The organism is Halomonas sp. KM-1, assembly GCF_000246875.1.
GTDB classification, from domain to species: domain Bacteria; phylum Pseudomonadota; class Gammaproteobacteria; order Pseudomonadales; family Halomonadaceae; genus Halomonas; species Halomonas aerodenitrificans.
Map to the genome: position 1 here is coordinate 1 of NZ_BAEU01000110.1, position 14,112 is coordinate 14,112.

The window sequence follows — 14,112 nt, forward strand, 5'->3', positions numbered from 1 at the left end:
CGAAGAGCCAGAGCCTAGCCTTCCGGCACAGAACCCCCAGGGCAGCAATACCGTTGCCGATACCGCATCACTTGCCAGCAGCTTATCGATTGATGCAACCACGCAACTGCTGGGGCCGGTGCATAAAGCCTATCGCACCCAGGTGGATGACCTGCTTCTCACTGCACTATCGAGCGCCCTGTGCCAATGGGCGGAGCGAGGCAGCGTACTGGTCGAGCTAGAAGGCCATGGTCGCGAAGACCTGTTCGATGGTATCGATCTCAGTCGCAGCGTGGGTTGGTTCACCTCGCTCTACCCGGTGCGTTTGACGCCGGGCAGTACCGAACCGGGCTCGAGCCTCAAAGCCATCAAGGAGCAGCTTCGCCAGGTGCCCGACAAGGGACTCGGCTACGGCGTGCTGCGTTATTTGAAAGAAGAGCCCGCGCTGGTGAGTGGTGCCTACCCCCAGGCCACCTTCAATTATCTAGGCCAGTTGGATCGCTCCCTGCAGGGCGATGGGGCCTGGCGGCTCGCCAAAGAGAGCGCCGGGCAGCCCCGCGCGCCGCAAAGTGAGCGCCGTACCTGGATTGAGGTGGTGGCCTGGGTTCAAGATGGCCAGCTACGCTTTGACTGGCACTACAGTCGTGAGATTCACAGCGAGGCAACGGTGCGTGCCTTGCGAGCAAGCTTCCAAGCGCAACTGGAGGCACTGATCGAGCACTGCACCGGCGGCGCACAGGGTGCGACGCCCTCGGACTTCCCGTTGGCTGGGCTCAGTCAGAAGCAGCTCGACGACCTGCGATTGGATATCGCCAACGTCGAGGACCTCTACCCGCTGGCGCCGATGCAGCAAGGGCTGCTGTTGCATACCCTGCTCAACCCGGGCTCCGGGATGTACATGATGCAGGACCGCTACCGGTTCGCCTCGTCGATTGACGTGGGCGCCTTCGAGCAAGCCTGGCAGCGCGTCGTCGAACGTCACGAGATACTGCGTACGGGGTTCGTTTGGCGAACCGAAGAGATGCAGTGGCAGGTGGTGTATCGAAAGGTCCCTTCACCGGTGGAGTACCTCGACTGGAGCGGACTCGACGAACCCGAGGCGGAGCGTCGCCTGGCGGCGCTGTTGCGCCAGGAACTCGACGAAGGCTTCGCCCTGGAGCACCCGCCGTTGCTGAAGGTGCGCCTCATCCGGTTGGCGGAGGACCTCTTCTATTTCGTGCAGAGTTTCCACCACATCCTGATGGATGCCTGGTGCCGCTCCCTGCTGCTCACCGAGTTCTTCCACTATTACACGACCCATCGCCATGCGACTCGTACCGACCTGGCGCTGCCCCGGCCGTACCGGGATTTCATCGCTTGGTTGCAGAAGCAGGATGAAGGCGCGCTACGTGACTACTGGCAACGCGAGCTCGCCGGCTTCGATACGGTGACGCCGGTTCCCTACCTGAAGCCGCATGGCTCACTCGACAGCGTCGCCACGGTGGCCGATGTGTTCGCCTCGCTATCCCACGCCGAGAGTGCGGCATTGCAGGACCTGACGCGGCGCCATCAGCTCACCGTCAACACGATTGTCCAGGGCGCCTGGGCCCTGCTGCTGGGGCGGCTTGCCCAGGCGGACGACATCCTGTTCGGCGTGACGGTGGCCGGGCGTCCGCTCGAACTGGAGGGAATCCAGGAGACCGTTGGTCTGTTCATCAACACGATTCCACTGCGCGTGGCGCTGCCCTCGCCACAAACGTCGATTCTCGAATGGCTGCATGAGTTGCTGGCGAAGAACCTGGAGATGCGCCAATACGAGCACCTGCCGCTGGTGGATATCCAGGCAATGGGCGAAGTGCCGCGTGGTCGTAGCCTGTTCGACAGCCTCTTCGTGTTCGAGAACGCGCCGATAGATGCGGGCCTGGCCGTTAAAGGCCGGGATTTCCAGGTGGCGGTCAAGGGCAACCGCACGCATACCAACTATCCCTTGACCGTGGTTGTCGTGCCCGGCGAGGAATTGAAGCTGCAGTTGTCCTACGACGCGCGCAAATTCGACGGTTCCGATGTCGAGCGCCTGCTGGCCGGCTTCCGTCAGCTGCTTCTGCAGATCATCGCCAAGCCCGACGCGGCTTGTCATGAGTTGGAGGTGTTGCCGGCGGATGAGAGAAAGACGCAACTGGCGCAATGCCGGGGGCCGTCGGTCGCTTATCCCTTCGCGCGCGGCTATATCGACCTGTTTCGCGACCAGGTACACCAGCAGCCACACCGGGTCGCCGTGCGCCACCTGGGAGAAACGCTCACCTACGAAGAACTCGACGACCTCTCGAATCGTATCGCCCAGGCGCTGCGGCAAGCCGGCGTGAAGAAGGATGATGTCGTGGCGCTGCATGCCGAACGCGGCCTGGCGTTGCCGAGCATGATCCTGGGCACGTTCAAGGCCGGCGGGGCGTACCTGGCGCTGGATCACCGGCTTCCGGACCCTCGCATCGCCGCGATGCTGGCGTCCAGTCGGGCTTCGGTAGCGGTGGTTGCCGCCGAGCAGGCCTCACGTCTCGAAACGGTGTTTGCTGGCATGTCCCATCCGCCGCGGATGCTCGTGTTCGAGGAGCTCGCCGCGGCGGAAGATCCGCAGGGCGATGTCGCCATCCCGGTGCACCCCGATCAGGCCGCCTACGTCATCTATACCTCAGGTTCAACCGGTGAACCCAAGGGCGTGGTGGTCAGCCAGCGTGGCATGCTCAACAACCAATTGAGCAAGATTCCCTATCTGGGTCTGTCGCCCCGCGATGTCATCGCGCAAACGGCCGCGCTGAGTTTCGATATCTCCGTCTGGCAATCGCTGGCGGGCCTGCTGTGTGGTGCCTGTATCGAGATCGTCCCCGGCGAGGTCGCGCGTGACCCGGGGGCACTGCTCGATTACGTTCGCGACAACGGCATCACGGTGCTGCAAAGCGTGCCCGCACTGATCCAGAGCCTATTGGCCGCTTCCCCGGCCGAGCTACCGGCACTGCGTTGGATGCTGCCCACCGGCGAAGCCTCCACGTCCGATTTGGCACGCCAATGGTTCGCGCGCTATCCGTCGATCCCGCTGGTCAATGCCTACGGTCCCGCCGAGTGTGCCGATGACGTGTCGCTGCACCTGCTGCGTGCCGACGATGATGAGCGTGCGCCCGTGGTACCGATCGGCAAGCCGACCGACAACACCCGGCTGCTGGTTCTGGATGATCACCTGAATCCGTTGCCCAGCGGCGTGTGCGGCGAGCTGTATGTCGCCGGCGTGGGCGTCGGGCGGGGCTACCTGAACCGGCCGGGCCTGACGGCGGAACGTTTCGTGCCCAACCCGCATGCCGACGCGCCCGGGGAGCGACTCTACCGGACGGGCGATCTGGCCCGCTATCGCGCCGACGGCGTGCTGGAGTACGCCGGTCGTGTCGACCAGCAGGTCAAGATCCGGGGCCAGCGCCTTGAGCTCGGCGAGATCGAGTCCCGACTGGCGGAGGTCGAAGAAGTCCGCGATGCGGTGGTGGTGACCCAGGACGGGCCGGGCGGTGCCCGGTTGGTGGCGTATGTCGTGGCCCAGCCGCATGGCGCGATCGACACGGCTGCACTGCGTGAGCGCCTGGGACAACAACTGCCCGACTATATGGTGCCGAGTGTGATGGTGACGCTCGATGCCTTGCCGTTGACGCCCAATGGCAAGGTGGACCGCAAGGCGCTGCCGGCACCGGAGGTCGGCAGTGGAGAGGCGTATGTCGCCCCGCAAGGCGAAGTGGAGGCAGCGCTGGCGGCGATGTGGTCGGAGGTGTTGGGCATCGAGCGCGTGGGACGCCACGACAACTTCTTCGAACTGGGTGGGCATTCGCTTCTGGCACTTGGTGTGCTCGAGCGCCTGCGTGCCCGGGGCCTGGAGGCGCAAGTTCGAACCCTGTTTCAGTGGCCCGAACTGGCGGCCTTCGCCAAGGCGCTGTCTCAGGCACCGGAGCGGCAGCAACTCGTCGTACCGCCCAATCGGATTCCGGAAAACTGTCAGTCGATCCAGCCGGAGATGCTGACGCTGATCGACCTGGATATCGAGGAAATCGGCCGGATAGAAGGCGTGGTACCAGGCGGGGCGTCCAATATCCAGGATATCTACCCACTGGCACCGTTGCAGGAGGGCATCCTTTTCCATCACCGGCTGCAGCAAGTGGGCGACACTTATGTCCTTCCATGCTTGCTTGGCTTCGGTAGTCGGGAACAGCTCGAACGGTTCATTGCCGGTTTCAACCAGCTGATTGCCCGTCATGACATCCTGCGCACCGCGGTCTTGTGGGAAGGGCTCCACGAGCCGGTGCAAGTGGTGTATCGACACGCCTTGCTGGAGATCGAGTGGCTGGAACGGGAAGAAGCCGATGCCTCGAGCAACGTGGCCGAACGACTGAATGCCCATGTGGATCCTGAGCAGTACCGCATCGATGTACGCCAGGCGCCGATGGTCCGGGCGATTGCGGCACAAGACGCCGAGCAAGGGCGCTGGTTGTTGCAACTTCCCAGCCACCACCTGGTGCTGGATCACACCACCCTCGAGCTGCTGGTGGAGGAGATCGCCCTCATCCAGCAAGGACGAGAGGACGAGTTGCCCAAACCGCTTCCATTCCGAAACTTCGTGGCGCAGGCAAGGTTGGGCGTGAGCCCGGCAGAGCACGAAGCCTTCTTTAGAGAACGGCTGGGTGACGTGGAGGAGCCCACTGCTCCGTTCGGTCTTCTGGACGTACGCGGCGATGGCAGCGACATAGAGGAAGTGCGCATGCCGCTGGAGGCCGAGTTGGCTCAGCAAGTGCGACAGCAGGCACAGCGCCATGGCGTGAGCACGGCCAGCCTGTTCCATCTGGCATGGGCCCTGGTGCTGAGCAAGACGACGGGCCGAGACGATGTGGTGTTCGGCACCCTGCTGTTCGGGCGCATGCAAGGCGCCGAGGGTGCCGAAAGGGCGCTGGGGATGTTCATCAACACCTTACCTGTCCGCATCGGACTGGGCGTGAAAGGTGTGGCCGATTGCCTGCGTCAGACGCATGACGTGGTGACCGAACTGTTGCACCACGAGCATGCGAGCCTCGCCCTGGCGCAACGCTGTAGCGGACTGCCTGGGGGAACTCCACTGTTCTCGACCTTGCTGAACTATCGTTACAGTGCTCCTCAGCAGGAAGCTTCCACAAGGCGGGCGTGGGAAGGAATGGAGGTATTGGGTAATCGTGGTCGTACCAATTACCCGATCGTGATGTCAGTAGATGACATGCGGAGTGGATTCCAACTGGTGGGGCAGGCCAGCAATTCAGTCGGCGCACGGCGGCTGTGCGCTTACATGAGCGCTGCCGTTGCCGGCATCGTGGCCAGCCTGCAATCGGCTCCGCAGCAGGCACTGAGCGAAATTGCTCTGCTCAGCGAAGCCGAACGTCGCCAGCTTGTTGACTGGGGGCTCAATCACCAGCGCAATCCAGGTACCGACCCCGTGCATCGCCTGTTCGAGCGCCAGGTGGCGACGAGCCCAGACGTTAGGGCAGTGGTTTTCGAAGAGCAGACACTAAGCTACGCCGAACTCAATACTCGCGCCAACCAGTTGGCCCACCATCTGATCGGCCTGGGTGTAAAACCCGAGACACGGGTGGGCATCGCCATGGAGCGTTCCATCGAGATGATGGTGGGGCTTCTGGCGATCCTCAAGGCTGGTGGCGCCTACGTGCCGCTGGATACTGACTATCCGTCCGAGCGGCTGGCTTATATTGTCGAAGACAGTGGCATCGCGCTGCTGCTCACCCAGCAGTATCTGCGTGAAGTACTACCGTCGACTGAAGGCCTGAGTGTCATCGAGCTGGATCGTCTGGAAGTCGTGCACCATGCATCAACCAATCCAGAAGTGGAACTGCATGGTGAACACCTCGCCTACGTGATTTTTACCTCCGGCTCCACCGGGCGGCCCAAGGGCGCCGCTATCCGTCATGAGGCCTTGACCAACTGCATGGTGTGGATGCAGGAGACCTACCGGCTTACCGATACCGATGCCGTACTGCACAAAGCGCCGTTTGGGTTCGACGTTTCGGTATGGGAAATTTTCTGGCCGCTGAGTGTCGGGGCTCGTCTGGTAATCGCCCAGCCAGGCGACCATCGAGATCCCGAGCGCATCATCGAGCTGGTCCAGCGCCACGGCGTCACCACGCTCAATTTCGTGCCCTCAATGCTGAAGGCGTTCCTGGCCTATCCCGATGTCAAGACCAGGACGCGGCTCAAGCACATCATGTGTGGTGGGGAAGCGGTCCCGGCCATACTTCAGCAGGAAGTGCAGGAACGTCTCGACGGGGCGAACCTGCACGACCTGTATGGACCGACGGAAACCACAATCCATGTGACTTCCTGGTGGTGTCATGACGAGGCTCAGCGACAGATTCCCATTGGGCGACCGATTACCGGTACCCGCACCTATGTAATGGATGGCGAGCTCAACCTGGTGCCACCGGGTGTGGTGGGGGAATTGTACTTGGGCGGAGTAAGTCTGGCGCGAGGATATCTGAATCGTAGCGATTTAACGGCGGAACGTTTTGTCGCCGACCCGTTTGCAGCCGGAGAACGTCTCTACCGTACCGGCGACCTGGTGCGCTGGCGGGAGGATGGCCAGCTCGAGTACCTGGGACGCCTCGACCATCAGGTGAAGATCCGTGGGCTACGCATCGAGCTTGGCGAGATCGAAGCAGAATTGCTCTCCCAGTCAGAGGTTCGCGAGGCAGTAGTGGTGGCCCAGGAGGGACCGGGCAGTGCACGGCTAGTGGCTTACGTCGTTCCCGAAGCCGGCGCTGAACTCGACACCGCCTCGCTGCGCGAGCGACTGGGCCGACTTCTGCCAGATTACATGGTGCCGGCAGTCGTGGTGACACTGGAAGCGTTGCCGCTGAATGCCAACGGCAAAGTGGATCGCAAGACGTTGCCTAAGCCTCACCTAGAAGAAGTCCGAGATTACGTGCCACCCTCCACACCAGAGGCACGCCAACTCGCCGCGATTTGGCAAGAAGTGCTGGGTGTAGAGCGAGTCGGAGAAACCGATAACTTCTTTGAGCTGGGTGGAGACTCGCTGCTGAGCCTGAAAGTGTTGAGCCATGCGCAGGCTCTGCAGGAAACCAAGCTCGACTTCAAGTTACGCGATTTGATGCAGAAGCCGACCATTGCCCACCTGTTGGGAATGAGTAGACATACAGAGGCCTTGCATGAAGGAACTGTCATGCTCAATGGCGAATGTCATGAACAGCCGCCGCTGTTCTGTCTCCATGCCGTTATGGGAACGGTTTTCGACTACCAGGCGTTGGCCCGACGTCTGCAAGGTAAATGCACTGTGTACGGGTTGCCTTGCCGAATGCTGACCGATCCGCAGCATCTAGACATTTCGCTGGAAGCAATGGCCGATGCCTATGCAGGGACGATCCGTCGCTTGCAGCCCGTTGGTCCCTATCGGTTGCTGGGTTGGTCCCTAGGTGGAACATTGGCGGCCATGGTCGCTGCACGTCTTGAGGAGCAGGGCCAAGGGGTGAGTTTGCTTGCATTGGTGGACCCCTATGTCCCGGGGGCAGGGCGGCGAGTCGAGGACGGCTGGCTACGAGATTTTGCCGGCTTCGTATCGGTGATATTGCCGGGAGTCTCACTCGAGATGCTGGAACGCGATGATGAAGAGCGGAGCGAGGAACCGAGTGTCGAGGAACTTGCGACTAAGCTGAAGAAGCTGCTGACATCGTATGAGGCGAACGGACGGGAGGGTTATGCAGCATTGGGTAGTGAGGAACTGGCCAGGATCTTCTATGTGGCTCGCCACCTGAAGCGGCTCTCTCTGCAGACCGATACCTTACCGAAGTTGTGCTGCGAAGCGGACTGCTGGTGGGAGGCGGGACGACCGCAAGTGGAGCAAGGGGCACTGACGAACCAGTTGGACCGTATGCCGAGGCGCTCCATTGGGACCTCCAAGGATCATTTTTCCATCATTACTGATGACGACTTGCTATCCCAGATAGAAGAGCAGTTGTTAGAAAGTAGTGAGTGCCATCCGCATACACATGAGACTGTACTGCCGGTGCCATGAATCCAAACCCTTCGTAAGCAGGAGTTATTGAGCATGGAAAGTGCGCCAGACTTATCTGGCGCACTTTATTTATCAATGAATATTGAAAAAGGTGGAGTTCTTGAATTGTTCTGAAGGTATGGGATCGTAAAGGAAGTGGAAAGAGCTTTAGCGATGGAGGAAAGGGCAGCTGGCAGCCGAAGGTGGGTGTGCGGCTTAGTTTTCAATGAAAGCGTTAACCAAAGATTCTGCAAAAAACGTGGCAGAAGGAATAGCACCAAATACCCAAAATTCAGCATTCAGCATGGTGATGTTGTTTTTCTGTACACTAGGTAAAAGATTCCACAGTTCGCTACTCATCACATTTTCCTGTATGATTCTTTTACTCTGTAAGTGAGAGGTGTCGATGATGACAAAATGCACGTCATGATTGAATAGTTCGCTAATACTGATGGTGGCAAAGCCCCACCGGTTGGAGGGGCCGCTCCAGGCATTATATAATCCAAGCCGATCGAGAACGGCTCCTGGAAGGCTGTTATCTCCGTAAACCCTGACATGCTTCTCGTCAAGAAGTTGCATCACCAGTAAGGTTTCTGGAAAGAGTGAAGTTGAGACTTGCAGTCCGTCCATCAAGTTTTCCGCTTCAGAGATAAATCGGTCGGCTTCTTGCTCCCGGTTTATGTGAGATCCAATTTCCTTGGTGAAGGTTGTCATGCCTTCCCAGTTGTTCATGGAGCTAGGGTTGTAAGGGGATAGTTGCGCTACGGGAGCTAGTATCGAAAGATCATTCGCCAAGTGGGAATATTGTAGCGGTGCGAGTATTGAAAATAGATTTAATGAGGAAATTAATTCCTTGTTGGGGTTGGGGTTGGCACCTATGTCCACGAGATTTGATGGCGTTGAATTTTTTCCAGTCCAGCTCTTGTAATTATCGACACTACCCATAGCGATTGGCAGGTCTGCAATATCGAAAAGAGTCTCTGCAATCGCGAAGTCAAGGGCCAATATGTAGCCTTCATCGCTGGCTTGCTGTCCAAGTGCAGACGAAGAGGCGAATGAGATGGCGGCTGCCAGGGCAAGCAGCTCGCTTTTTTTTCTCAAGGCCAACACGAGTCCATGAAACATCTTTAATGCCTGTTGCCAATTTTCTATATTGTATGAGTAACTAAGGTGAAAGGCCAGTGCGAAAGACTCCCTCACCGGCCTTGCTGCTCAGTATTGATAGCGCATCGTTAGCATAAAGTTGCGTGGCGCACCATAGTAATTGTTGCGAGTATTGGCCCTCAATGTATCAAAGTACTTCTTGTCTGTCAGGTTTTCGCCTGTCAGGGAGAAATCAAGGTTACGATTGAACCTATAGCCGATCAGGCCGGAGAGTGTCGTGTACCCACCTTGTTGCCAACGCGTATCCATGGCTTCTGCATAGATGCTGCTGGAATAGTTGAGGCCGGCCCCGATTCGCCATCCCTGATCAGGGTTGTCGGAGAAGCGATAGCGCGTCCACAACTTAAAGTCATGCTTTGGAGTGTCGGTGGAAAATGGTTGACCTTCCTGGTTCGGGTCGTTGACATATTCTGTCTTGGTATAAGCATAGCCTGCCGAAATATCCCAGCGAGGCAAGGGGCTCCCGGTAATTTCAACCTCGAAGCCTTCACTCTCGGCTTCTCCCTCGGCAACCGAGAAGCCTGGGTTGGCTAGATCAGCAACGCTGCGGTTCTGATCGGTAATCTGGAAGACTGCGGCATGCCAGTTCAATGCCCCATTCAAGTGCTCGCCTTTCAGCCCCAGCTCGAGCTGCTTGCCACTGCGTGGCTCGAGGAAGTCGCCCTCAACAGTTTGTGAACTTTGCGGCTGGAAGATCTCGGTGTAGCTGGCATAAGTCGAGACTTGGCCGTTGATATCATATATCAAGCCCGCATAGGGCGTGAACTCGCTGTCAATTGAGAAGTTATTGGAAGAATCCAGTCGGTCCTGAGTTTCCCACCAGCTGACACGACCGCCCGCGATCAGCGTGGAATTATCAAAAATGGAAAGATTCAGCTGGCCGTAGAGGCTGGATTCTTCCGTCTTAATGTTCCTTGTTTCGTTAATGTCGAATGTGGGCTTCGGCGTATGGGGGTCGGGGTTGGTCAGGTTGCGTTGTATAAATTGCGGGTCACCAGATCCCCAGATGGTTTGTTCTTCGGTCACTCTGTGACTGGCGCCTATCATAAAGTTATGGGAGTTGCCAAAAAGCTCGAATGGCGTAGAAAGTGTTGCGTCGTAAAAACTGTCTTCACGCGGGTTAAGTTGACGCCATTGCCAAATATTGATGTCATCCATGTTGGATGCAGGAATACTGACGCCCGCAGTGCTTTGTTGAGTGTCAGATTCTCGTTCAATATGATTTGCACTGAAGCGCAAGCTGCCACCATTTGCCAGCTGATGCTCTAGTTCGGCAAAGTATCTCTCAATACTTTCATCCTTAATGTCCCAAAGCGAACCGTGGTACGTGGATCGGTCGATATTCAGCAATCGACCTCCGGCAAGCTGCGGTAGCCCATAGTTAGGCCTGGAGGCGCCGGACTGGCTCATGATACCGGCGGACAGGGTGGTGTTGGGAGTGACATCGTACTCTAGGGTGCCATAGCCTACAGTATTTTCGATATAGACATGATCGATGAAATGGTCTCGGTCATCGTATACGCCGACGAAGCGACCACGTAGTCTGCCGGACTTGTCCAGCGCACCAGTAACGTCGATCTCGCCGCGATAGGTGTCCCAAGAGCCATAAGTCAGGGCTGTTTCAAAACCGAACTCCTTTTGGGCACGCTTGCGCACCATATTGACGGTACCACTGGGTTCGCCAGAACCTTGTATCAGTCCTGCCGGGCCGCGCAGGACTTCTACACGATCCATGACAGCTGTATCGAACATGGTATCGGTTACGCCGATCGCGCTGTCGATCGGGCTGCCATCCAGTAGCAGGGTATCGATTTCGTACCCGCGCGACCGGAATGTGGAAGCTGTGGGGCCAAAGCTCCGCCTGGTGATGCCGGTGGTTTGGGTCAGGACATCATCGAGCGTCGTCATGTTCTGGTCGTTCATACGCTCGCGGGTGATAACGCTGACGGATTGCGGCGTTTCCCTGAGTGACTGCTCCCGTTTGCCGATGGTAACCCGGTTCGAGGTATATGAACCGGTGTCTGCGGTGGTGGCGTCATGAACATGCTCACCCGTTACCGTTAGGGTGGGAAGGGTATTGTCATCACTATCACTGTCCTGGGCCAGTGTGATGGTGGGAGAACTACAGGCGACGGCTATGGCTGTGGCCAATAAACTTCTGCGGGTGAGTAGGTAGGTCATGGTGAAGTTCTCTGGGGTTCCGTTTGATGATGCCTAATCTTAAATAGAATTGTTATTATTTGTATTTAGTATCATTGATGAGGCGCCCATATGCAACCGGAGGTACTCATGCCGAGTCAGGCTGCGCCGTGCTGGCATGAGATGACGGATGTCGGGATGCAAGATGGGAAGCCTTGGATAGAGCTACCGACGCAGGCCGCTCAGGCCGGAGTGGCGATGGCTGCATGCATGGCTATCTAGTTCGTGCTTAATGCGCTTTCTGCCTGAGCACTGGAGTAGCTTTCTCCCGCTGCCGGGAGCGTGGCGTCGAGCACTTCGCAGATCTCCTGGGTGCGTGACGCCAAAATCGACAACAGTGTATCGCTGAGGCCGTGGGTGGGCTCGCAGCAGCCCTGCAGGAAGATTGCCGGCTTGAAGTGGGGTGGGGTGAATACGCGGTAGTGACGATCGACGGCGAAGTCGCCGAGGTGGGGCTTAAGCGGGTCGAGCAGCGTTTTGTGCACGTCGCGCCGGTAGCCCGTGGCCAGTACGACGGCGTCGAAGCTGGCCGTGTCCGTGGCGCCGCTATCCAGTTCGGTGATGTCCAGTCGCACGCGGTCCTCCGTCGATTCGGCGTGGGTGACCTCATGGCGGCGGCGGAAGCGATGGCGCGTCTCGCCGGTGACCTTCTGCTGGTAGAACACGTTGTAGATCTGCTCGATCAGCGCCAGGTCGGGCGCCGAGTAGTTGGTGCTCTTGTACTCCTGCATCAGCGCCTGGCGCTGGCCGGTGGGGTTGTTGAACACATAGTCGGTGTACTCGGGGTTGAAGATTTCATTGACGAAGGGGCTGTCATCGGAGGGTTTGAATGCCCAGGCCCGGGTGATCAGGTCGACCTCGATGCCGGGGCGATTGTGGAGGTCGAGGAAGATCTCGGCAGCGCTCTGCCCGGCGCCGACCACGGCGATGCGTCGCGGCGACTTTTGCCGCGCCAGCTCCCTGAGGTAGTGGCTGGAGTGGAAGACCCTGGGATCGTCGTAGAGCCCGGCAAAGCAGGGCGGAACATTGGGTGCGCCGCCAACGCCGATCACCAGGGAGCGCGTCAGGCGCTCGTGGTGGTTGCCGTTGGCGTCTCGCGAGCAGACGCGTAGCAGCGTGATGTCATCGCCCTCGCCGTGTGGCAGCACTTCGACGACCTCTTCGCCATAGCTGCAGCGTTCCTCGAAGTGCGATGCCACCCAGGACAGGTAGTCGTTGAACTCGTGACGGCTGGGGAAGAACGTCTGCAGGTTGATGAAGTCCTGCAGTCGGCCTTTGGCATGCAGGTAGTTCAAGAAGGTGTAGTGGCTGGAGGGCGCGCGAGGGGTGACCAGATCCTTGAGGAAGGATATCTGCATATGGGCGTGGTCGAGCATCATGTCCGGGTGCCAGGCGAAGGCGGGCTGACGTTCGATGAAGAAGGCATCTCGCGCCTGCCCCCTTTGGTCCTGCTCTTCGAGGGCGATGGCCAGGGCGATGTTGGAGGGGCCGAAGCCGATACCGATCAGATCGTGAATATGCATGTGAAATCCTTGTGGGTGTCGTGATTATCGAGAGAAGCGCGGGTCGGGTCTGGGAGTCGATCCGGGGTGAGGCGGCTGGGGGATCCAACTGCGCTCGTTGAAGAAGTGCTCGCGTAGCTGCATGCCGAGCATGGCCCGCTTGTGCGGGAAGTCGAATGCCTTGAGGTGGGCGTAACCGCAGCGCGCCAGGTTGTGGAGCATCTTGGCGTTGTCCACGCGAGGCTCGATGACCAGGCGCTGGGTGCGGCAGTCGTCCAGGAACAGGTAGTGGGAGATGGAAGGCAGCCAGGCGGCGACATAGGGTGAGCCACGGAAGGCGGCCTCGCCGATCAGCAGGTGCCAGCCGCGGTCGAAGTCGTCGGCAGCGTAATACGTGCCGAGGCGGTCCTCCTTGGCCCAGTAGACCTCGAAATAGCCAAAGGGTTGGTCATCGAAGCAAGCGATCAGCGGCAGGGCGCTGGGATGGCGTAGGGTTGCTTCCAAGCGTTGGCGATGTTGGGCCAGGTCGCCTTGCTCCTCCCAGAAGTGAGCCACCACCGGATCGTTCATCCAGCGGCTGAAGCGCTCGAGGTCGTGTTCCAGGTCGAGAACGCGAAAGCTCAGAGTGGCATTCAGCCAGGGGATATGGCGCCTATAGACGGTGCCAACGGGCTTGGGGGGGCGGCGCGGATGGCGTCGACCATCGCTCGAGATCGGCTGCTGCGGATAGGGTAGTGACTTGGGGGAGGGAAGCCACAGGTCAGGCTGTTGCCAGAACAGCTCGGCGGGCACCCAGGGCACTCCCTCACTATCGTCCACCACGATGCCGGTATGGCGCAGCGATGGGTACATGGCCTCCGGCACCTGCAGCTGCAATGTCTGGCTGTCGGGATGCAAGGCAAAGGCGGTCTCGATGGCCGCGAGGGTGGCAGCGTGTGGTGGGGCGCTGCTGGTAGGCCAGGTGAGCGCCAGCCGGCCGGCGTTTTTGTCCAGGCGCCAGGTGGCGCTGTGACGGTCGCTCTCGACATGCAGGCGATGGGCTTCGGCATCGTGGTCGACCCGATGCGGTACGCCATGGGGGTAGGAGACGAACTCGTTGGCTGCCGTACGTTGCGGCGTGGCATGCGGTTCTGCTTGAACGGTGGTAGACACTGCTGGGCTCCTGTCAGGGGCTCGCGAAGGCAAGTGGCCTGCTCACCTTGATGACGAATGAGA

At 59.2% G+C, this 14,112-nt stretch carries 5 protein-coding genes; 1 reads left to right on the forward strand and 4 read right to left on the reverse strand.

The window, feature by feature from the left end:
- Positions 1–8,053: amino acid adenylation domain-containing protein (locus B8115_RS11695; protein WP_010627984.1), on the forward strand; the 8,053-nt coding region annotated here is incomplete at its 5' end.
- 195 nt (positions 8,054–8,248) lie between these two features.
- Here the strand turns inward: B8115_RS11695 and B8115_RS11700 are convergent.
- The 4 genes from B8115_RS11700 to B8115_RS11715 form a co-directional block, all read right to left on the reverse strand.
- On the reverse strand, positions 8,249–9,157 hold the full coding sequence (locus tag B8115_RS11700; RefSeq protein ID WP_010627985.1) for an ABC transporter substrate-binding protein: 909 nt from the start codon (positions 9,155–9,157) through the stop codon (positions 8,249–8,251).
- An 87-nt stretch (positions 9,158–9,244) separates the two neighbouring features.
- Complete coding sequence (locus B8115_RS11705; protein WP_010627986.1) at positions 9,245–11,377, reverse strand: TonB-dependent siderophore receptor; 2,133 nt, start codon at positions 11,375–11,377, stop codon at positions 9,245–9,247.
- Positions 11,378–11,613: 236 nt separating this feature from the next.
- Positions 11,614–12,918, reverse strand: a complete 1,305-nt coding sequence (locus B8115_RS11710) for a lysine N(6)-hydroxylase/L-ornithine N(5)-oxygenase family protein (protein WP_010627987.1) — start codon at positions 12,916–12,918, stop codon at positions 11,614–11,616.
- A gap of 24 nt (positions 12,919–12,942) precedes the next feature.
- Complete coding sequence (locus B8115_RS11715) at positions 12,943–14,049, reverse strand: GNAT family N-acetyltransferase (RefSeq protein WP_010627988.1); 1,107 nt, start codon at positions 14,047–14,049, stop codon at positions 12,943–12,945.
- Positions 14,050–14,112: the final 63 nt, after the last annotated feature.